Origin of the sequence: Xenorhabdus sp. SGI240, from assembly GCF_040081915.1 — a bacterium.
GTDB lineage: Bacteria > Pseudomonadota > Gammaproteobacteria > Enterobacterales > Enterobacteriaceae > Xenorhabdus > Xenorhabdus bakwenae.
The window spans coordinates 14,562-37,198 of record NZ_JBEBMB010000039.1 but is presented as its reverse complement, the minus strand read 5'-3'; the positions used below and the strand labels follow the sequence as shown (position 1 = coordinate 37,198).

The 22,637-nt window shown below is 43.5% G+C and carries 18 protein-coding genes; 2 read left to right on the top strand and 16 right to left on the bottom strand.

Annotated features, from left to right (window positions below; translation table 11 throughout):
• Nucleotides 1–198 precede the first annotated feature (198 nt).
• Entirely contained in the window at nucleotides 199–1,653 is a 1,455-nt protein-coding gene (locus ABLA76_RS09780; RefSeq protein ID WP_285810291.1) for a sodium:alanine symporter family protein, read from the bottom strand.
• 1,295 nt (nucleotides 1,654–2,948) lie between these two features.
• Between ABLA76_RS09780 and ABLA76_RS09775 the strand changes: the two genes are divergently transcribed.
• Nucleotides 2,949–4,070 carry a cupin domain-containing protein gene (locus ABLA76_RS09775; protein ID WP_348987783.1) on the top strand — a complete coding sequence of 374 codons (1,122 nt, stop codon included), beginning with the start codon at nucleotides 2,949–2,951 and terminating at the stop codon, nucleotides 4,068–4,070.
• A gap of 54 nt (nucleotides 4,071–4,124) precedes the next feature.
• Here ABLA76_RS09775 and pepT read toward each other — a convergent pair whose 3' ends face one another.
• The 5 genes from pepT to lolC form a co-directional block, all read right to left on the bottom strand.
• Nucleotides 4,125–5,363, bottom strand: a complete 1,239-nt coding sequence (pepT, locus tag ABLA76_RS09770; RefSeq protein WP_348987782.1) for a peptidase T — start codon at nucleotides 5,361–5,363, stop codon at nucleotides 4,125–4,127.
• A gap of 65 nt (nucleotides 5,364–5,428) precedes the next feature.
• Nucleotides 5,429–6,259, bottom strand: a complete 831-nt coding sequence (cobB, locus tag ABLA76_RS09765) for a Sir2 family NAD+-dependent deacetylase (protein WP_348987781.1) — start codon at nucleotides 6,257–6,259, stop codon at nucleotides 5,429–5,431.
• A 106-nt stretch (nucleotides 6,260–6,365) separates the two neighbouring features.
• On the bottom strand, nucleotides 6,366–7,613 hold the full coding sequence (gene lolE / locus ABLA76_RS09760) for a lipoprotein-releasing ABC transporter permease subunit LolE (RefSeq protein ID WP_348987780.1): 1,248 nt from the start codon (nucleotides 7,611–7,613) through the stop codon (nucleotides 6,366–6,368).
• Nucleotides 7,607–8,317 (bottom strand): lipoprotein-releasing ABC transporter ATP-binding protein LolD, encoded by a 711-nt coding sequence (gene lolD, locus ABLA76_RS09755; protein ID WP_348987779.1) that lies wholly within the window; start codon nucleotides 8,315–8,317, stop codon nucleotides 7,607–7,609. The genes lolE and lolD overlap by 7 nt, the downstream gene beginning before the upstream one ends.
• Nucleotides 8,310–9,512, bottom strand: coding sequence for a lipoprotein-releasing ABC transporter permease subunit LolC (lolC, locus tag ABLA76_RS09750; RefSeq protein ID WP_348987778.1), 1,203 nt, complete (start codon nucleotides 9,510–9,512; stop codon nucleotides 8,310–8,312). The genes lolD and lolC overlap by 8 nt, the downstream gene beginning before the upstream one ends.
• Before the next feature lie 197 nt (nucleotides 9,513–9,709).
• Between lolC and mfd the strand changes: the two genes are divergently transcribed.
• A complete protein-coding gene (gene mfd / locus ABLA76_RS09745) occupies nucleotides 9,710–13,156 on the top strand; it encodes a transcription-repair coupling factor (protein WP_348987777.1) in 3,447 nt (1,148 codons plus the stop codon).
• A 136-nt stretch (nucleotides 13,157–13,292) separates the two neighbouring features.
• Here the strand turns inward: mfd and umoD are convergent, their stop codons facing one another.
• The 10 genes from umoD to mltG form a co-directional block, all read right to left on the bottom strand.
• A complete protein-coding gene (gene umoD / locus ABLA76_RS09740) occupies nucleotides 13,293–13,775 on the bottom strand; it encodes a UmoD family flagellar biogenesis regulator (RefSeq protein ID WP_348987776.1) in 483 nt (160 codons plus the stop codon).
• Nucleotides 13,776–14,588: 813 nt separating this feature from the next.
• Nucleotides 14,589–15,893, bottom strand: a complete 1,305-nt coding sequence (locus ABLA76_RS09735; protein WP_348987775.1) for an NAD(P)/FAD-dependent oxidoreductase — start codon at nucleotides 15,891–15,893, stop codon at nucleotides 14,589–14,591.
• A 201-nt stretch (nucleotides 15,894–16,094) separates the two neighbouring features.
• On the bottom strand, nucleotides 16,095–17,105 hold the full coding sequence (gene nagZ, locus ABLA76_RS09730; RefSeq protein ID WP_348987774.1) for a beta-N-acetylhexosaminidase: 1,011 nt from the start codon (nucleotides 17,103–17,105) through the stop codon (nucleotides 16,095–16,097).
• Nucleotides 17,106–17,144: 39 nt separating this feature from the next.
• Nucleotides 17,145–18,017 (bottom strand): phosphotransferase, encoded by an 873-nt coding sequence (locus ABLA76_RS09725; RefSeq protein WP_348987773.1) that lies wholly within the window; start codon nucleotides 18,015–18,017, stop codon nucleotides 17,145–17,147.
• Nucleotides 18,004–18,573, bottom strand: a complete 570-nt coding sequence (lpoB, locus tag ABLA76_RS09720; protein ID WP_348987772.1) for a penicillin-binding protein activator LpoB — start codon at nucleotides 18,571–18,573, stop codon at nucleotides 18,004–18,006. Before lpoB ends, ABLA76_RS09725 begins: the two co-directional genes overlap by 14 nt.
• A gap of 156 nt (nucleotides 18,574–18,729) precedes the next feature.
• Complete coding sequence (gene hinT, locus ABLA76_RS09715) at nucleotides 18,730–19,080, bottom strand: purine nucleoside phosphoramidase (protein WP_348987771.1); 351 nt, start codon at nucleotides 19,078–19,080, stop codon at nucleotides 18,730–18,732.
• Between the two features lie 52 nt (nucleotides 19,081–19,132).
• Nucleotides 19,133–19,918, bottom strand: coding sequence for a metal-dependent hydrolase (locus ABLA76_RS09710; protein ID WP_348987770.1), 786 nt, complete (start codon nucleotides 19,916–19,918; stop codon nucleotides 19,133–19,135).
• A gap of 22 nt (nucleotides 19,919–19,940) precedes the next feature.
• Nucleotides 19,941–20,957, bottom strand: a complete 1,017-nt coding sequence (holB, locus tag ABLA76_RS09705) for a DNA polymerase III subunit delta' (RefSeq protein ID WP_348987769.1) — start codon at nucleotides 20,955–20,957, stop codon at nucleotides 19,941–19,943.
• Nucleotides 20,950–21,582: a dTMP kinase gene (gene tmk / locus ABLA76_RS09700; protein WP_047767380.1), complete on the bottom strand. Its 633-nt coding sequence runs from the start codon at nucleotides 21,580–21,582 to the stop codon at nucleotides 20,950–20,952. The genes holB and tmk overlap by 8 nt, the downstream gene beginning before the upstream one ends.
• Nucleotides 21,579–22,604: an endolytic transglycosylase MltG gene (gene mltG, locus ABLA76_RS09695; protein WP_348987768.1), complete on the bottom strand. Its 1,026-nt coding sequence runs from the start codon at nucleotides 22,602–22,604 to the stop codon at nucleotides 21,579–21,581. The genes tmk and mltG overlap by 4 nt, the downstream gene beginning before the upstream one ends.
• Between the last annotated feature and the right edge of the window lie 33 nt (nucleotides 22,605–22,637).

Below are 22,637 nucleotides of genomic sequence, written 5' to 3'. Positions count from 1 at the left end.
CTATTTTACAGAAAAAGATAACATTGTAATGATTATATATTAGATGAGACAAAAAGAGATGTGGTGTTCTTTTACTTATCCGCATGTTTTTAAGAACAAATAAAAGCCAGCTATTCGCGGAACGAGCGAATAGCTGGCTAATAAAGTGACTTGATACGAGTCGTCTTGTGTTACTGATATCCTATGGACATTTCAGTATCAGCAATTACTCTTCTCACCGTTATGCGGTGCATCATGATCCCAAATACCTTTTTCAACTTGCTGTTGGATCTCTGGGTAACTATTAATATTGAATGTCGGTAATTTGCCTGATTTTCTCTGCTGGTTATAATCTTTCGCCAGTTTCATCGCGATACCTGACAACATGAGTATGGCAATCAAGTTAACAATAGCCATACACGCCATTGATAGGTTAGCCATATTCCAAACCAGAGGGACGTCTGCCAATGTACCAAACATCACCATACCCAACGCAGCCAATCGCAGGATAAATAAACCAGCAGTGTGGTTACGCTCCAGAAATATCATATTGCTTTCAGCATAAGCGTAATTGGCAATAATCGACGTAAAGGCAAAGAAGAAAATTGCAATCGCAACGAACATCGTTCCCCAATGTCCAACAGCGGATGATAATGCTCGCTGAGTTAATTCAATCCCACTGATCGCGGTAACGTTTTCGTTAAGAACACCAGAAGAGAGGATGATCATCGCCGTCGCACTACAGATAACGATAGTATCCATAAATACCCCCAACATCTGCACATAACCCTGAGAGGCCGGATGTGGTGGATAAGGAGAAGCTGATGCTGCCGCATTTGGTGCAGAACCCATCCCCGCTTCATTCGAGAATAATCCGCGTTGAACCCCCTGAAGCATTGCCTGGGAGATGCCATAGCCTAATGTCCCCGCTATCGCTTCCTGAATGCCAAAGGCACTCTTGATAACCAGTGCAAATACCGCTGGGATACGTTCAATGTTGTGACCAACAACCCAAAGTGCCAGGATAAAATAGGAAATTGCCATAAATGGTACAACCAATTCCGCGACCCGGGCGATAGAACGCAGTCCGCCGAAAATAATTACACCACTGGTAATGACTAATACGATACCGACATAAATTGGTTTGATATTAAAAGCAAAGGCAGCCGCTTCCGCAATTGAGTTTGCCTGAACAGCATTAAATACAAGACCAAACGCGATAATAAGGAAAAATGAAAATAGAATTCCCATCCATCGCTTCTTCAACCCTCTTTCCATGTAGTAAGCCGGGCCACCGCGATAATTTCCTTGATCGTCTTTCGTCTTGTACAACTGGGCAAGCGTGCTTTCCACAAAGGCAGTCGCCATACCAATAAATGCCACTACCCACATCCAAAAAATAGCCCCTGGTCCACCGGCAGTAATTGCAATAGCAACGCCGGCTAAGTTACCGGTTCCTACACGGGCAGCAAGGCTGGTACACAAGGCCTGAAAAGATGAAATACCCGAATCATCCGATTTATTACTATTTCTCAGAATTGAAAACATGTGGCCAAAGTGGCGAAGTTGTATAAAACCAGAACGCAGTGTGAAGTAAAGACCAACCCCAAGGAGAAGGTATATCAGTACATAGTCCCAAAGAATGTTGTTAATGAAGTTAATCAGATCCGTCAAGATATTTTCCCCTTACTAATTAGCAAACATTAGCTGACCATAGCGCCGTATTCGGCGAAATTTTATTGTGCTTCATTCCTTTTATAATTAACAAGTAACATAATTCTGTATACGAAAAACACAGAGATACTAGCCATTAAAGCGAAAAGAATGTAACACAATATTTATTTCAATGGGTAACTTTTAATGAAATTTTTACATTTACTTTAGCGTTATTGAACATTTGTTTTGATATCCATAAACGCTTCATTTCTTATTTCAAGCCACCTAATTATATTTTTAGCGCAAAAAACACGCAGTAATTTTCTTCCCATATATAAGCAAGAAACATAAATGAATTAACAATTGGACTTAAAATAAGAAACCAGTTGGCAACTAAAATACAACCTATCAAAACCAGCGTCAATCTAATACCTATTCCAATGCCCACAGCATATATACCCATCCAACTTCAGGATGCGTGTTATATTTCCCCGCTGCGCGGGGAAATATAAGGCCTCGCGTCGTCTTGCGGATGGCAACTTGAAGTTTATCGTGTATAGAGCCTATGTTAACTGGAAGTTATTGATGTCATGTCAAACAAAATATATAGAACAAATTTAGATAATCACGCACTGCTATATCATTAATGTAGTAATAACCAAATTCATTAAAAAAATTTGGGTAATTACAAAGTTTAATCTTTAAATTTCTAAAATTTCCGGAAACATATAGTGATATTTCACTTAAGATGAGATTATTAAATTTTAATACTGTGATAGTTGGAAAAAGTCACCATTGCATATTAAAATTTTCAGTTGTTATTTTTACAATAGGAAACAACAATAACAGGTTAGTAAGATGTTAATAATCCACTATCTGGCCATCAGATAATCTGCAAGTGAGGTTATAATTGATGTTAGAGCGAAAAAGAAAAAACCCCGAAGACAATATACTGCCCAAGAGAGTTTATAGAGGAAAATCGAAGTATGAATATCACCCTGCAACAGGGGGTTCAATCTCTATCTGCTGTTTGAGTTCACCAATGTCTGTTGTTTGGAAAGAATACAATAAGATTGTGGAAAAAATAGAAAAAGATAGCACATAGAGCCTAATATATGTCGAAGTTAATGAAAAACGGGAGCCATCACTCCCGTTGATACTAGCATCCAATAAATAACTATCCAGCCCACAGGCAACTTCCCACCAGCATGTCAGAACCAGCACAATCTCAAAATATTTCAACCAAATCTGATATCGTCATTGACTATTCGTTATAATAGCGCGAAATTCACCCCTCACTTCAGGATGTCACCATGGATTATCAGCTAAATCTGGACTGGCAGGCGTTTTTGCAAAACCATTGGCAAAAACGACCATTGCTGATTAAACAGGGTTTCCATCAGTTTATTGATCCCCTTTCCCCCGATGAGCTGGCGGGTCTGGCGATGGAAAATGAAATCGATAGCCGTTTGGTCAGTCAGAAAAATGGGCGCTGGGACGTTTCCCACGGACCATTTGAAACCTACGACCATTTAGGCGAAAAAAACTGGTCTTTGCTTGTACAAGCTGTTGACCATTGGCATCTCCCCTCTTCTGCACTGATGAAACCATTCCGTGTGCTGTCTGACTGGCGCATGGATGACTTGATGATCTCGTTCTCCGCACCCGGCGGTGGTGTTGGTCCCCATCTTGACCAATATGATGTTTTTATCATTCAAGGAAAAGGGCGCAGGCGCTGGCGGGTAGGTGAAAAAGTCTCCATGAAGCAGCATTGCCCTCATCCTGATTTGTTGCAGGTTGAACCCTTTGAGGCAATCATTGATGAAGAGATGTTACCGGGCGATATACTTTATATTCCACCGGGTTTCCCACACGAAGGCTATGCTATTGAGGATTCACTGAACTATTCAGTGGGATTCCGTGCCCCCAATGCCCGTGAATTATTCAGTGGATTTGCTGATTATATTCTGGCAAACGAGCTGGGAAGCCATCGCTACAGTGATCCTGGACTGACATTTCGTAATAACCCAGCCCAGATCCAGACAAACGAGTTGGACACACTGCGCTCAATGATGCGTGAATTGTTGGAACAACCAGAAACTTTCCAACATTGGTTTGGTGAATTTATCTCCCAATCGCGCCATGAATTAGATCTGGCACCGCCTGAACCTCCTTATGAAAGCGATGAGATTTATGATTTGCTAAAACAAGGCGAGGAATTAAATCGCTTGAGTGGCCTGCGCGTCCTGCGGGTTGGCGATCAATGTTTCGTCAATGGCGAATTGATGGATACTCCTCATCTCCATGCCGCCGATGCCATTTGCCAATATGACAAAGTCAACGCTGAACTGCTGGGTGACGCTATCGATGATGTCCGATTTGTCAGCCTGCTTACGGCTTTGGTCAATAGCGGTTATTGGTATTTTAATGATTAATCTAAACCAAGGGGCAAGATAAACTGCCCCTTAGTTTTTCTTAATGACGACGTATTATTCAGGCTGGACATAATAACTTACCGTCAATTCAATAATCCGCATAATCACGTTAACGGCCTGTTCCATACCTTCCAATGAAATAAATTCGTGCTTGCTGTGATAATTATAGCCACCAGTGAAAATATTCGGGCAAGGGAGACCACGATAAGATAACTCTGCGCCATCAGTTCCACCTCGGATCGGCTGGATTATCGGCTCAATATGACAATCTTGTATTGCTTGTTTAGCAATGGCAATAACATGGGGATATTTAAGCACCTCGCTATGCATGTTGTAATAGTCGTCATCAATTGCCAATTCAATATAGCAGTCTGGATGCAATCCTTTGCCTAGCTTTTCCGCAATAGCCATGAGTTTTTTTTTGCGCTTGGCAAAATTAGCCCTGTCAAAATCCCGAATGAGGTAATGCATCTCGGCACGTTCGACAGTGCCTTTCATGCTCTGCAAATGATAAAAACCTTCATAGCCATCCGTCTGCTCAGGCGTTTCTTCTGCCGGCAAAGCATGATGAATGCGCGTGGCTAATGTCAATGCGTTAACCATGACACCTTTAGCACTGCCCAGATGAGCCATATTGCCCACAATCTTGATTGCCACTGATGCGGCATTGAAATTTTCAAATTCCAATTCTCCTACTCCGCCTCCATCAACGGTATAGGCCCATTCTGCGCCGAAAGCCTCTATATCAAAATAGTGCGCCCCCCTGCCAATTTCTTCATCTGGCGTAAATGCTATCCGAATATCACCATGGGGAATATTTCCCTGTTTCAAGCGCACCAGTGCGGTAATGATTTCAGCGATCCCGGCTTTATCATCAGCACCCAACAGTGTCTTCCCATCAGTCGTAATTAATGTTTTTCCCAACAAGCTATGTAATACAGGGAACACGACTGGCGACAACACCTCATCTCCCATTCCTAATGCAATATCGCCGCCACGATAATTTTCCACAATCTGGGGATTAACACGCTTGCCAGAAAAATCCGGTGAGGTATCGAGGTGGGCAATAAAACCAATGACAGGTACAGGTGTTGCCACATTTGATGGCAATGTGGCCATAACACATCCCCGTTCATTGAGGGTGACATCGGCAAAACCAAGCTGGATCAGCTCCTCGTATAATGCCTGGGCAAGAACCAATTGACCGTCACTACTGGGAATGGTTTTAGCGGATGGTTTTGATTGAGTATTAAATGCAATATATTTTAAAAAACGCGCTAATAGTCTATCCATCTTCTCCTCCCTAATTCATGTGAATTCATTATGAAACAGATGGATAGCGTAGACATTGCGTCAAGTCAGCTTTTATCTGCCTTCATCTGCTGAATTAAGGATTGAACATATTGCGTAACTATTTTACTGGCAGGCCCATAATGTTTTTCATCAAACAAATTCTCGACCTGGCTAGGTTCAAGATTCAACTCAACAGTGTGCGCCCCGGACAATTTAGCTTCATGCACAAAACCCGCAGCCGGGTAAACGTGGCCTGATGTTCCGATAGCAATAAACAGATCGGCATTAGCCAGGGCAGAATAAATCTGTTCCATCCCCAATGGCATTTCTCCAAACCATACGACATGAGGGCGCAATGGAGACGGAAACTGGCAACAATGGCAGCGATCTTCCATAGTGAGATCAGTCGTCCATTCAACTACCTGCCCTGATTGACAACACCGAACTTTCCGTAATTCACCGTGCATATGCAGAACCCGACGGCTTCCCGCCCGTTCATGCAGATCATCAATATTCTGTGTCACCAATAAAAAATGGTCACCAAACTCACGTTCGAGTTCTGCCAAAGCATAATGTGCCGCATTAGGCCGGATGTCAGGTTGCTGTAGCTGCTTTCGGCGCGCATTGTAAAAGGCCTGAACCAGATCAGGATCACGCTGGAAACCTTCCGGAGTCGCAACATCCTCGACACGATGTTCTTCCCACAGGCCATCAGGAGAGCGAAATGTCTGAATGCCTGACTCAGCAGAAATGCCGGCTCCTGTCAGAACCACCACATACGGTTTTTCTATTTTATTTGCCAATCGGATATCCCTGTAAAAGTTTTGTCTATATGACCGCTGACGCCGTAATCGCCTGACTCGGTAAAATTTACTGTGCCGATGAAGAACCCGCATAGATTATTTCCTTAATGTGTTTTTAGTATGTTCTTTCAGCCGATCCATTTTACCGATTCAGCGAGATACGATAGCGTGCTTAGATACGCGTTGATACCCCGATATACTATTGTCCACTCAAAATTCGCGCTGGATCAAGTTTACTGGCCCGACGAGCAGGATACCAACTCGCCAACAAGCTTAATACTAATGCCGTTAACAAAACATAAAACACATCCATAAGATGCAATTCTGACGGCAGAAAATCGATAAAATAGATATCTCCTGAAAGGAGTTGATGCCCAAGCAGCGTTTCCAGTGCTTTAATGATAGTCGTCAAATTTAATGATGTGAAAACCCCGACAACAACACCGGTTATGCTACCTATCATGCCTGTTAGTAATCCATACCATAAAAAAATTGCCCTGATATGGCTATCCCTGGCACCCAGCGTGCGTAGGATGGCGATGTCGCTGCTTTTATCCTTCACAGCCATAATCAGTGTTGAAATGATATTAAAGCAAGCTACACCAATAACCAGAATCATTGCCAAATACATAATGCTACGCACCATCTGGATATCGTTGTACATATAACCATAATCTTTTATCCACGTGCTGATATAGACATATTTCCCCGTGGCGTTACCTGCATCCCACACACGCTGTTCTGCGGCAAAAACATTATCTGCTTTAATGGCAATGCCTGTTATTGCATGACCGTAATCCAGATAGCGCTGGGCATCAGGCAAAGGAACAAGGGCTAAACTGTGATCTAACACGCCGCTTAACTGGAAAATACCCGCAACTTGTAAACGGATACGTTTAGGCTGCAAAAGTTTCAGGCTTGCATCATTATTGGGGATCATGACAGTCACCCAATCACCTTGTTTCACGCGCAGTGCATGAGCCACTCCCTGCCCTAAAATCACCTGATTTTTTCCTGCCCTGAATGTTTTCCATGCCCCATTACGCACAAACTGGGGTAAAGTACTCACATTCATCTCGGTATCCAGAGAGACGCCACGTACCTGTATAGCATGAAGTTTTTCACCGCGTTCCATCAGGCCAGTAAACTCAATATAGGGAGAGGCTCCGGCAATCCCTGACGTTTCTCTTACCCGCTTAAGGGCGGTTTCCCAATCCTGAAAAGGCGGCTCCACCGCATAAATTTGTCCATGGGGCACGACGGAAAGTATCCGGTTTTTCAGCTCTCGTTCAAAACCGTTCATGGCACTCAGGCCAATAATCAGCACCGCGACACCCAGCATGATACCCAGCGTCGAAATGACAGAGATCAAGGAAATCATTCCTGAACGACGTCGGTCCCGACTGAACCGTAATGCGGTAAATAATGCAAGAGGCAGATTTACCATGACCTCTCCCCCGCCGTCAGGGTTAATTCATCCTGTAAATACCCATCACGCATTTCTACCTGACGAGCCAGTTGATTAGCTAATGTCAGATCGTGAGTGACAATGAGAAACGCAGTGCCTTGCTGTTGGTTCAATTCTTGCAGGAGCTGAAACACACTGTCTGCATTTTGTTGGTCAAGGTTACCCGTTGGTTCATCCGCCAACACTAATGACGGTTCATTTACCAGTGCCCGCGCAATGGCAACACGTTGGCGCTCTCCCCCTGACAGCTCAGATGGCCGGTGATGTGCCCGATTTTCCAACCCAACCGCCGCCAGCATATCCCGCGCTTTTTGTTGAGAACGGCGTTTTTGCCCACCAATCAGGAGCGGCATCGCAACATTTTCCAGTGCAGTAAAATCAGGCAATAAATGGTGAAACTGATAAATAAAACCAATTTCACTGTTACGTAATTTTGCCCGCGCAGACGAAGACATTTGGTTGAGTGATTGCCCTTTGAACCGAACTTCACCAGTCGTAGGTGAATCCAAACCACCAAGCAAGTGCAAAAGGGTACTTTTACCAGAGCCAGAACTCCCGACAATGGCCATTATTTCACCCTGTTGCAGGGAAAAAGTGACATTCTTTAATACTTCTGTCGAAATTTTTCCTTCCTGATATTTTTTGCACAGTTGGTGACACAGTAATAAAGGGTGATTACTCATAACGTAAAGCCTCAGCAGGTTGGGTGGCAGCCGCGCGCCAGGAAGGGTACAGCGTCGAGATTAAGGAGATCAGCATGGCACTGATGGCGATCAGTATCACTTGCGTAGTGTCAATCGCAACAGGTAACTGAATGCCCTCAGCCAGCAGGCCGATAATCGGCATGAGGTTATTTAACTGACTGGAAAGCAATATTCCCAATCCCGTTCCCAATACAGCACCAATAATGCCGGCTCCCGCTCCCTGGATCATAAAAATGGCCATCACCTGACGGCGGGTCAGCCCTTGCGTCTGCAAGATAGCGATTTCACCCTGTTTTTCCATCACCAATAGAGAAAGAGAGGTAATAATGTTAAAAGCCGCGACAGCAATGATCAGGCTCAGTAATAACCCCATCATATTTTTCTCCATGCGAACCGCCTGAAAGAATTCCCCTTTGCGTTCGCGCCAATCTTTCCATATCAACCCATTTGGCAAGGTTTGCTGGCTTAACTCATCTACTGATAATGGCTCATTGAGGAACAAACGCCAGCCGGTAATATGACCAATGGGATAACGCAACAATCTGGCCGCATCCTGTTGATTAACTAACATTTCCGTACCATCGGCTTCACTGTTGGCGAAAAATGTACCCGCTACCGTGAATAAACGCTGGCTGGGAATTCTGCCCATTGGTGTTAACTGGCTGGCACTCGGCACGATAATACGGATTTGATCACCCCGTTTTACCCCTAATTTGGCCGCCAATTTTTCGCCCATAATGACAGAATAACGTCCGGGTTGGAGCTGGTTTCGATCAACATTAACAAGATGTTCTGCCAATGGCGCATATTCGTCCTGATTAATGCCTAACATGACACCAACACCCACATTGTGGAGACTCTGTAGCACCACATCCCCTTGTACGATAGAGGTCATGCGATTAACCCCCTTTAATTCCGCAAGCTGGCTATTCGGATGTTCAACCGGGTTGATAGAGCCTTTTTCCGATGTAATGATAGCCTGCGGCATAAAGCCCAGGATGCTGCTTTCTAATGAACGCTCAAAACCGTTCATGACTGACAATACTGTAATCAAGGCCGCTACGCCTAACGTAATGCCAATCGCTGACAACCATGAAACAAAACGGCCAAATTTATCGACCGCCCGCCCGCGCATATAGCGCAATCCTATAAATAATGAGACAGATTGAAACATGAAATCTGTTACGCCCCTGTTGCCAAAGCAAAGTGTTCGAGGATAATAAAGGGTAGCAATACTTTATGGAACCACCCGTATCCCGGTTCTGTGGTTTTTTTTACTTTCTCTCAACCTGCCAGCGTATTTATTGTAAGGCTACTGGGTTAAAAATGTGTTGGGAATGGACTGAATCTTAGGGAACACATCAAACGCTTATGTCAGCAAAATATCGTTATCAACTTCCTGAAAGCCGCGGCGATACCCGCTGCTTGGGCCATTTGACAGGTGCAGCCTGTGCCGTTGAATGCGCCGAAATCATTGAACGTCACCCAGGGCCAATACTACTGGTGACCAAAGATATGCAAAATGCCCTACGATTGCGTGATGAAATTCAACAGTTCACCGACGCACCAATAAATACGATGTCAGATTGGGAAACTTTGCCCTACGATAGTTTTTCTCCTCACCAAGAAATTATCTCCAATCGCCTGTCTACGCTTTATCACCTCCCCTTTATGACGAAAGGGGCATTGATCCTTCCCGTCAACACGTTGATGCAACGTGTCTGCCCCCACGATTATCTCAAAGGTCATGCATTGGTCATGCACAAGGGGCAACGACTTTCACGTGATAAACTGCGGGCAGAACTGGAACAAGCGGGTTATCGCAGTGTTGAACAGGTACTTGAACATGGCGAATTTGCTACACGTGGTGCCTTGTTTGATCTGTTCCCTATGGGGAGTGAATATCCTTATCGTATTGATTTTTTTGATGATGAGATAGATAGCCTACGCACTTTTGATGTGGATAGCCAACGCACACTGGCCGAAGTGGAAAAGATCAATTTATTGCCAGCCCATGAATTCCCAACCGATCAAAATGCGATTGAGCGGTTTCGCAGCCAATGGCGCGAACAGTTCGAAGTCCGTCGTGATGCTGAACATATTTATCAGCAAGTCAGTAAAAAAGTGCTACCTGCTGGCATCGAATATTGGCAGCCGTTGTTCTTTGAACATCCCTTAGCTGCCATCTTTGAATATCTGCCCGACAATACCCTATTGATTACCCAGAATTTGGTCAGTGCTGCGGAACGTTTCTGGCAAGATACGCAACAACGCTTTGAAAGCCGCAAAGTTGATCCTATGCGTCCGTTACTCGCTCCCGAACAGCTCTGGTTGCCTGTCAATACACTATTCTCAGGATTGAAAAATTGGCCTCGTATTGAAGTTGATAATGAACCTCTTCCCCAAAAGGCCAGAAATACCAACTTAGCCTATCATCCTCTGCCTGATTTATCGGTTGCAGCACAGCAAAAAGAGCCATTGGATAAATTACGCCGTTTTATGGCTCAATTCAGTGGCAAGATCGTGTTTTCAGTGGAAAGTGAAGGACGCCGGGAATCCATACAAGAATTATTATCCCGCATCAAAATCAAACCGAAAAAAATAGACCAGCTAACCGATGCCAATACTTCTGGCTATTATTTGATGGTTGGTGCCGCAGAGCAAGGTTTTGTTGATGAAGATAACAATCTCGCTCTGATTTGTGAAAGTGACATGCTTGGCGAACGTGTCAGCCGTCGTCGCCAGGATAATCGGCGCACAATTAATACCGATACATTGATCCGTAATCTCGCTGAATTACGGCATGGGCAACCGGTTGTTCATCTTGAACATGGCGTTGGGCGCTATCAGGGGCTTATAACATTAGAAGCGGGTGGCATTAAGGCAGAGTATCTTATCCTGACTTATGCCGGAAAAGATAAATTGTATGTGCCTATTTCTTCCCTTCATCTCATCAGTCGCTATGCGGGTGGTGCTGAAGAAAGCGCTCCCTTGCATAAATTGGGCGGGGAGGCATGGAACAAGGCGCGTCAGAAAGCGGCTGAAAAGGTGCGTGATGTTGCTGCCGAACTCCTGGATGTTTACGCACAACGGGCCGTCAAACCGGGTTTTGCTTTCCACAATGATCGCGAACAGTACCAACTGTTCTGCCAAAGTTTTCCATTTGACACAACACCAGATCAAGAACAGGCCATCAATGCCGTACTTGATGATATGTGCGAACCTATTGCTATGGATAGGCTGGTATGTGGTGATGTCGGGTTTGGCAAAACAGAAGTGGCAATGCGTGCCGCGTTCTTGTCCGTCATCAATAATAAGCAAGTCGCCGTTCTTGTGCCAACCACCTTATTGGCACAGCAGCATTATGATAACTTCCGCGATCGCTTTGCCAATTGGCCTGTGCACATTGAAGTGATGTCACGCTTTCGGAGTGCAAAAGAGCAACAGCAAGTCATTGATATGGCAGCGGAGGGCAAAGTAGATATCATTATTGGTACTCATAAACTACTGCAAAGTGATCTGTGCTGGAAAGATCTCGGTTTGTTGATCGTTGATGAGGAGCATCGTTTCGGCGTTCGCCATAAAGAGCGTATCAAAGCGATTCGGGCAGATGTTGATATCCTGACACTCACCGCCACCCCGATCCCCCGTACGCTTAATATGGCAATGAGTGGCATACGCGATCTCTCCATTATTGCCACTCCCCCTGCCCGTCGGCTGGCAGTCAAAACCTTTGTCCGTGAATATGATAGCCTGGTGATACGTGAATCTATCCTGCGTGAAATTTTGCGCGGCGGGCAGGTTTACTATTTATATAATGATGTTGAAAATATCGAAAAGGCAAAAACCCGGCTGGAAGAGTTGGTTCCCGAAGCCAGAATTGTTGTGGGACATGGGCAAATGCGTGAGCGTGATCTGGAACGCGTTATGACGGATTTCCATCGTCAACGTTTTAATGTTCTGGTATGTACCACTATCATCGAAACGGGTATCGATATTCCCAGTGCTAATACCATTATCATTGAACGTGCCGATCATTTTGGCCTGGCCCAATTACACCAATTACGCGGGCGTGTCGGGCGCTCCCATCATCAGGCCTATGCTTATTTGCTGACACCACATCCAAAAGCCATGACCCGCGATGCACAAAAACGGCTTGAAGCCATTGCATCTCTCGAAGATCTGGGGGCGGGTTTTGCATTGGCTACCCACGATTTGGAAATTAGGGGAGCTGGCGAATTGTTGGGTGAAGACCAAAGCGGGCAGATGACCAGCATCGGCTTTACCCTCTATATGGAATTATTGGAAAGTGCCGTTGATGCCCTTAAAAATGGGCGGGAGCCTTCGCTTGAAGATCTCACCAACAACCAGACTGAGATAGAATTGCGTATGCCTGTGCTTTTACCTGATGACTATATTCCAGATGTCAGCATACGCTTATCTTTCTATAAGCGGATTGCCAGCGCACAAAATAATCTCGAATTGGATGAGCTGAAAGTCGAACTCATTGACCGATTTGGTATTCTACCCGATTCAGGACGCCAACTGCTGCACTCTGCTTCTATTCGCCTGACCGCTCAACAACTCGGTATCAAACGCATTGAAGCACATGAAAAAGGAGGTTTTATTGAATTTGGTAGTAATAATAAAGTCGACCCGAATTATTTAATTAGTTTGTTACAAGCGCAGCCCAATATTTACCGATTGGATGGTCCCTATAAATTGAAATTTATGACTGAATTAACCGAGCGGGCTACTCGTTTATCGTTTATCCAGCAATTATTAGAAAATTTCGATCTACACAAAAGTGATGCCTAATCAAGCCACTTGATCGCGATAAAAAAGTAATGTCACGGTTGCACTATTTTGCCCAGTTCACAAATTTACAACTTAATGTGAACTAAGCGCGAAAAAGTGCAATCCTTTTTATTTTCAGCTAAGAAGTCAAAGAAATTCATTGTTGTGAATACGATTTCAGGATCAATTGTCCTTTCTCATTTAAAGGGATAGAGTCATTGGGTTTGTACTCTATCCTGACTTTTCCTGGTTGCTCACCAATCACATAATTTACGTCATAGGCAACAACACGTGGTTTCTTAAAATAAATTTCTATACAGTTTTTTAACGCCGAGTGTGTTAAAGCAGGATATTTTCTATTAATTTTCAAGTGGTTAATAAGATTTAAAATACGATACTCATATTTAATCAAATGGTTATGCGTAATCCCTTTTACTGTAACAGGAATGGGAAATACTGCAATATGACAATAGGATTGACGAAAAACAACCGTTGATTTGATAGGTTCCGAAGATAATACATGCGCAACACTGGGGCGTGGAGATTCAAAATAGAACGTTGCAGCTATACCAATGATGGCAATAGCAATAATAGTCATTATAGCACTCATTACATACTGTCTTATCGTTAGCTTAACCACATAGCACCTTGATATATTAATAGTTTTCCACACAATTTGATTAAAAGAATATTTCGCAACTATTTTTAAATAAACTAAAAGTGCGCTACGTTCATTATTGAGAAAAATCCTATTCCATTAAGTCAGTAAAATCATTAGTCACTTATCCATGTGGTCATGTATTATGGTAAATAATTTCAGTATTGACTTTACGAAAAAAACAACTTCCATACCTATTTCATTAAGAGTTAGTACATAAATATTTATGTGATATTCTCTCTTCATATCACATAAAAAGTTGCCACATAAAAAGTACAGACAACACAAAAAATAGATGATATACCCCCTAACGACCTGATCTTACAGACTGTAGTAAAATGGTGATACCAAGGTAACCTAACTAAAACAGGCTTTATTATAACGATTAATTAAATCTGCTGATAAATTATTTGATTATCTATTAGGTAGGTATGCATAACTAAGTCAATTAAATCTATCTTGTATAACATATCAATATAATTATGGCGCATTATTTTAAAAAATTATCACATATAATAATGAATTAATTAAAATGAGAGCTAAATTTGATTCAAATACAGTTTCATTCATTATATACTCGATAAACTTCAAGTTGCAATCCGCAAGCCAACGCGAGGCCTTATATTTCCCCGCTATGCGGGGAAATATAACATGCATCTTGAAGTTGGCTTGGTATAGTAAATAACCAGATTAACTTTAGAGAAGAATAATTATGGTATGTATAATAATAAATATAATGAACAGGTAAATGACCCATCTCAATGAATTACGTCAAGATGAGCCATTTTGGGCTAATTAATGCAACTTCAGGCGTGGACGAATAACGCGGTTAATTCCTCCAACCAGCATCATCAACCCTGTTTTAATATATCCATGCAAAGCGACCTGATGCATACGATACAAAGAGATATAAACCACACGGGCAATGCGGCCTTCAATCATCATTGAACCACGCATCAAGTTCCCCATTAGGCTACCAACAGTACTGAACTTGGATAATGAAACCAATGAACCATGATCTTTGTAAACATACTCTTTCAATGGTTTTTCATTCAACAGTGCCAGAATATTGGCATAACAACGGCTTGCCATCTGGTGAGCAGACTGCGCACGAGGCGGAACAAAACCCCCCTCTTTTTTCGGACATGATGCGCAATCCCCAATGGCAAAAATATGATCATCCCGTGTGGTTTGCAAAGTTGGTTTTACAACCAATTGGTTGATACGGTTTGTTTCCAATCCACCGATATCTTTCATAAAGTCAGGAGCTTTAATTCCCGCAGCCCAAACCATCAAGGAAGCTTTGATCTGCTCACCCTCTTTGGTATTCAACCCATGCTCATCAGCACTGGTCACCATTGTCTTGGTTAAGACCTTAACACCCAATTTAGTCAGCTCTTGATGGGCTGCACTGGAAATGCGTGTCGGCAACGCAGGCAAGATACGCTCCCCTGCCTCAACCAACGTCACGTTAAGGGCATCTGAATTCAGGCTTTCAAAGCCATAACTGTGAAGTTGCTTAACCGCATTATAGAGTTCTGCGGAAAGCTCTACGCCCGTCGCGCCACCACCAACAATCGCAATATTCACTTTTTCTTCTGCACGGTGATTTGCAGAATATTTCAGGAACAGGTTCAACATTTCATTGTGGAAACGGTGTGCCTGTTGCGGGTTATCAAGGAAAATACAATTTTCCTTCACACCAGCCGTACCAAAATCGTTAGATTGGCTGCCCAATGCCATGACAAGAATGTCGTAAGCCAGTTCACGTTCTGGTATCAACAAATCACCATCTTCATTACTGATCCCAGCCAGAGTAATTTTTTTCCCTTCACGATTGATATTCGTGAGTGTACCTAGCTGGAAATTAAAATAATGGTTGCTTGCATGAGCTAAATAACTCAATGCATCAACACCATCATCAAGAGACCCTGTTGCAACTTCATGCAATAGTGGTTTCCATAAATGGCTATTATTGCGATCCACCAAAGTAATTTCGGCTTTTTTCTTACGCCCTAATTTGTGTCCCAAACGCGTTGCCAGCTCTAAACCACCAGCGCCCCCACCAATGATGACAATTCTTGTCTTTGGCGTTGTCATGAATACCCCACTGAAAATACAACATAATGTTATGTAAGGCGCTCAGTTCGTCTCTTTGAGTAAAAAACCTTGAATAACGTCCTTAAATAACTTCAAGCTAAACAAATTTCATAGTGCAAATATCACCAGAATATCATGGCAGGTCAGTTGGTCATACCAAAAACAGTCACAACTAAATTCTTTTGATTAATTAGACATCAATCACAAAAATTGTTCACACAAACCCTGTAACGTCTGGTTAGCTTTTTGCCAACGCGCAGATTTTTGTAACTCTTCCAAACTAAATTGTTTGCCTTGATGATATAACTGTTTGACTTTAGGTGATTCAATTATCGGCAGGTTATCCAGCACACTGACCGCACCCTCTCGATTGTTACACACTAAAATCATGTCACAACCGGCATCTAATGAGGCTTTAGCCCGTTCAGCATAACTGCCCATCACGGCGGCACCTTCCATCGACAAATCATCGGAAAAAATAACGCCGTTAAATCCTAATTGCTCACGAAGTATGGTTTTCAACCAATAAGGTGAACCACTTGCAGGTCGGTGATCTATCTGAGGATAAATAACGTGAGCAGGCATAATTGCATCCAGCAGATGACGTTGGATAAAATCGCGGAAAATCACCATATCATGGCAACTAATGGCATTCATAGGACGGTTATCCCTTGGTGTTTCCTTATGGGAATCTGCCGTCACGGCGCCATGTCCCGGAAAATGTTTCCCCGTCGATTTCATGCCCGCAGAATGCATTCCTTGGATAAATTTTTCCGCCATTACCATCGCAGGTTCAAGCTCTTCATGGAATGAACGTTCACCAATTGCTGTACATTTATGTCCTAAGTCCAATACTGGCGCAAAGCTGATATCGATATCCATTGCGATCATTTCTGATGCCATTAACCAACCAGACTCTTTTGCCAGATGTGCTCCTATAAGCATGTCATGTACACAAGCAAAAGATTGGGCCGCAGGTAAACGCGTAAACCCCTCATGAAAACGCTGAACCCGTCCTCCTTCCTGATCAACAGCAACCACCAAACGGTGGCGGGAAGCTGCGCGGATTTGGCGAACCAATTCACGTAATTGTTCTGTATCATGAAAATTGCGGGTAAACAAAATTAAGCCACCCACTAATGGATGTTGTAAAATTTCGCGCTCTTCATTATCCAATTCATAGCCAACAACATCTAACATTACTGGCCCCATAGCCTTCCTCACTTCTCTTTATATTGGTTATTAGATTCATTACGACAATTCAAAAGTCTGGCGTAAGGGATATGCCAGCGATAAAAATTGTTGTTCTCTTGTCTGCTGCCAGCGCACTTCATACCACATTAACATCATATAACTGACCCACGGCTCCCATCGCTTAATGTGTTGCTGCAATAAGTGGATATCTGAATATCCTGATGCCTGAGTACAATAATAATCTAAAAAAGTCTTTTGCTTCACCTCATTCCACTGATTTCCCTTGAATAATACAGCCAGTGAAAAGCCGATATCGACATCCGCAGCATATTCCCAATCAATCAATTTTAACCCTTTTTCAGTCATTAATAGATTATCAGGGTGAATATCCATATGAGCCGGAGCTATTTTTAATGCGGTGGGTACTCTACTTGCCATAAAAAATTTGTGCAGACGTAACCAACGGGGCGACAAGCGTCTTCTGTCAATCTGCTGCCACTGGAATGCAATTTGTTCTTTTAATTGAAAGGGGTAACCCAATGGAGAATGGTTATGAAGAATAGCAAGCGTTTGAGCCAATGGTTGCTGTAAAGTTGGCTGGCCCAGTGTATCGGGTTTTACTTTTGTTCCAGTAAGCCACTCAAGCAACAGCCAGGTTCCGTGCATAGCCACGACTTTAGGCGCAATACCGGTGGAAGATAATCGCCGCAAGATCTGATTTTCTCGTTGACGATCCACGCCGAGCATTTCACTATGCGGTGTTTGCCCGCGTCCAACCATCTGATGCACTTCATTTGTAGCTGTATTAGCAATAGAGTAACTTCCCTGTGTCAGACCCGTTAATGGCCTAATTTCCCAAGAGTCGGCGGGAATATCAGGCCATAACTGACACAACACCCTGAGCAAAACGTTGCCATTAGTTAACGTCACCGCGGCCTGACCAGAGTATTTCGCCAGTTTTCACCAGCATTAACTGCATCTCCAGGTCACGCTGACCATGATTATTGGAGACAACAGAATAGAGAACATAATCGGCATTTAAATAACGTGCCAATCCAATGGATTTACTGCGCAATCCCAGGCTATCTTCTGATGACAACCCCAGCGCCTGTCTGGCTAAATGGACCTGGGATTTCGATACAACCTGAAAAGTGTGTTTATTGCTGATGACATTCGCAATCGTATCTGTGGCTTTCAGGGTTCGCAATGAACCATTCGTGTTGTTCTTAACAGAATCAACCAACAGTAATTTTCCCGCTTCCACACCGTTAGCATTAACCATCTGATCAACTAACGGCTGAACAATGCGAACCCAATTAATAGATTGGATTTTAGGCGGCTGGGGAACTTTTTCTGACGGTCCTACCGACGACTCCGGTTTTTTCTCTGGCTCCACCGGTGTAACAGGAGCAGGCGGCTGTGTTTCTGGAGCGACACAACTCGCCAGCAACATTGCTGATAACATAACAAAGAGAATTCTTTTCATTCATCTACTCCAGTTACATCACTACTTTGTACCGATATATACTCGATAAACTTCAAGTTGCAATCCGCAGAACGACGCAAGGCCCTATATTTCCCCGCTGAGTGGGGAAATATAACACGCATCTTGAAGTTGAATTGGTATACATAAATTAGGTTATTATTTTGCTAATAGCGGTCCCAATGGACGGCCACCGACTAAATGCATGTGGATATGGAAAACTTCCTGCCCAGAATGGCGATTACAGTTCATGATCAGGCGATAGCCATCTTCTGCAATGCCTTCCTCTTTTGCTATTTTCGCTGCTACGGTAAACAGACGTCCTAAGACCATTTCATGATCGGCAGTGACATCATTAACCGTTGGGATCAATACATTAGGTACGATCAAAACATGGGTTGGTGCCTGAGGGGAAATGTCACGAAATGCCGTGACCAAATCATCCTGATAAATAATATCAGAAGGAATTTCTCGACGGATGATTTTACTGAAAATAGTTTCTTCTGCCATTTTACTTCTCCTGTTTGTTATAAGGCCTAAAACACCGTGTGACACAGCTGACTTAGTTTTCTTTAATATCGATATGAAACAGTTCACAAAAATTTCTGGTCGTCACCGCCGCCAATTCTTCAACACTGACACCTTTCAATACTGCCATATATTCAGCAACATCACGTACATAAGCAGGCTGATTTTGCTTACCCCGATGAGGAACCGGTGCCAGATAAGGTGAATCAGTTTCCACCAGAATGCGATTCAGTGGCACAAATCTTGCTGCTTCACGGATCTGCTCGGCATTACGGAAAGTGACAATACCAGAAAAAGAGATATAAAAACCCAAATCCAACAGCGCCCTTGCCGTTTCTTTATCTTCTGTGAAACAGTGCAACACACCACCACAATCCCGGACTTTTTCTTCCCGTAAAACCATCAATGTATCGTCTCTTGCGTCACGGGTATGCACAATCACTGGCTTATTTAATACCCGGCCAATGCGAATATGTTCACGAAATGAAGTTCTCTGGCGTTCAGCATTTTCTTGCTGATAATAATAATCCAGGCCGGTTTCCCCCATTGCAACGACTTCTTCATCCGCAGCCAATCGGGCAAGCTCTTCGAAATCGTAACCTTCATCCAGATTCAATGGGTGGATACCACAGGAATACGCGACATTTTCCCGCTTACCAATCAATGCCTTCATTTGCCGGAAACCCGGCAACGTGGTTGCCACTGCCAGCATATACTTCACATCCCGTTCGGCCGCTTTCGCCACAACATCATCTACACTTTGGTGCAGCGTTTCATAATCAAGGCAATCGAGATGACAATGTGAATCAACTAAAAACATAATAGGCTCGTATCTGACTAAGTTACTGTGCGGGACAAAATTGCCTTTCCCAATTGAGTAATTGTTCCGTTAACAACAATTCCCGATTGACTCCCACCACCGATAATAATTGATGACGACAATGTACCCAGTCATCAACTGTATTTAATAATGTTTCCACACTTTGGCGAGAAGCAAGATAATGAATCAAAACCTGCTGATCTTGGTTGATACAGTAATTCTGCGCCTGCTGCCGCCATTTTACTGCATCGGATAATAAGCTGATCAGCCAATGCAAAGATTGCTGCACATCATCACGATTCAGTAATGGTAAAAGTGTCAGGGTATCACATTTATGTAATGCCTGTTCAATCGCCTGGCAAAGTGAATTCCTCTGCTGCCATTTTTCAGTTTGGAGTAGTTGCTCCGCAGCCAATGGCGCTCCCTGAGAAAGTTTCAATGCTGTTTGTGCATCCAACGAAGATATCGCTGGTAGCTGTTTTTGCAGCCAATAAAGCCCCGCCGAGGCTTCAGGAGCTGGCACAAAATAGTAAAAACAGCGGCTGCGTAGTGTTGCCAGCAAATTTACAGGGCTTTGACATTGCAACAAAAAGTAGGTGTTTTGTGGCGGTTCTTCCAACGTTTTCAATAAGGCGTTAGAAGCAGCATCAGTCAGGGATTCTGCGGATGTGATCCAGGCAATTTTGGCTCCCCCTTGCTGAGAATATTCATAGAGCTTCTCACTGAGCCGACGTACTGCGTCTACTCCAATGACATTTTTTCCCTTCTCAGGAGCAAGAACATGCCAGTCAGAATGTGTTGCCGCCAACATCAAATGACAGCCGTGGCATTTGCCACAGCTTTTAATGCCCTGTTTATTCTGACACATTAACCAGCGACTCAAACCATACAATAATACATCATCCCCCATTCCTGCATGAGCATGAAGCAAAATAGCATGATGTCCACGCCCCTGTTGGTGGAATTCAACTAACTGACGGTATGCATGATTGAGCCACGGATACCAGTTCTTGTCTGAATTGCCTGTGCTTTTAGTCAAGGTTCTTTAACCAATCAAGTAAGGTATGACGAATATCATCCTGCACTTTTTCCAATGGCTGGGTTGCATCAATCTTTTTGATACTGTCATCTTTCGCCATAAGTTCGAGATATTTTGTACGCGTGCGGTGGAAAAAGTCTAAGGACTCCTTTTCAATCCGATCCAATTCACCGCGCTCAAGCGCACGTTGTAAGCCCACTTCGGGTGGTACATCAAGATAAAGGGTTAAATCTGGAGAGAAATCGCCCAATGCAGCACTGCGTAGTGACGCCATCAAGTGTTGATCGATGCCTCGGCCTCCCCCCTGATAAGCCTGGGATGAGAGATCATGGCGATCACCAATGACCCACGTTCCCTTTACCAAAGCTGGCTTGATAATATTTTCTACCAATTGAACTCTGGCAGCATATAGCATTAATAGTTCTGCTTTATCTGTCAGTGATTCTCCTTCAACCCCTTGTTTAATCAGCTCACGTAATTTTTCTGCTAACGGTGTCCCGCCAGGTTCACGGGTAAGCGCCAAATCAGAAATACCTTGCTGCTTCAAGGTTTCAACCACTGTTTGGATTGCCGTTGTTTTTCCAGCACCCTCAAGCCCTTCAATTACAATAAATTTGCTACTCATTTATCCTGCTTTAACCTTTGGCGATAAAGACTTACTGCCTTATTATGTGCTACCAGATTGGTGGTGAATGTGTGCCCCCCATCGCCATTCGCCACAAAATATAAATATTCCGTGACAGCAGGATGTGCTGCGGCCTTAGTTGAAGCCAGACCTGGCATGGCAATAGGGGTTGGTGGCAACCCATCAATCATATACGTATTGTATGGTGTAAATGTGTTGAGATTACTGCGAAAAATCGTACCCGTATATTTATCTCCCAATCCATAAATCACGGTTGGATCAGTTTGCAGTTTCATCTTTAACCGTAGACGATTCACGAATACAGAGGCAACTTTGGTTCGTTCAGATTCAATTGCCGTCTCTTTTTCAATAATAGAGGCCATGATCAACATTTCATAGGCACTTTTATATGGCAGGTTTTTTTCCCTGTTTTCCCATTCCTGCCCGACGACGGTTTTCATTTTGTTATGGGCGCGTTTAAGTAACGCCAAGTCACTCGTGCCTGCTGTATACAAATAGGTATCAGGATAAAACCAACCTTCCAGTGACTCGCCTTCTTTCATGCCTAAAGTATCAAGCAGCTCATTCGGCGTCTTATTTTCTATTTCATGCTTTAAGTATGGCGCATTCTGCAATATTTTTGACCAATCAGATAAACGGCTGCCTTCAACAAAGCGAATGGTAAACTGAGTTTCTTTGCCACTAGCAAACAGTTGCAGGACAGACTTCAAAGACATCCCTTTTTGCAAACGGTAAGTTCCAGCCTTGAACTTTGCCAGCTCTGGTTTAAAGCGAAACAGCCATGGCAATAATTGACTCTCTTCAATCAATTTATACTGGGTCAGTAAGGCTTGCAGTCCAGTGCGTCCAGTTCCCACCGGCACAGTAAATATAAGCTCCTGGCTAAGATTAATCCCTTGATCAGCAAAGTTCTCTATTTTCTTCATAAAAGAAAAAAATACGATCACCGCGATCGCAATAAATAATCCGGGCAGAATGAAAATGGGCTTTTTTAGTTTCATTCGGTAATCACTTTATTTGTGCTTCTGAATACT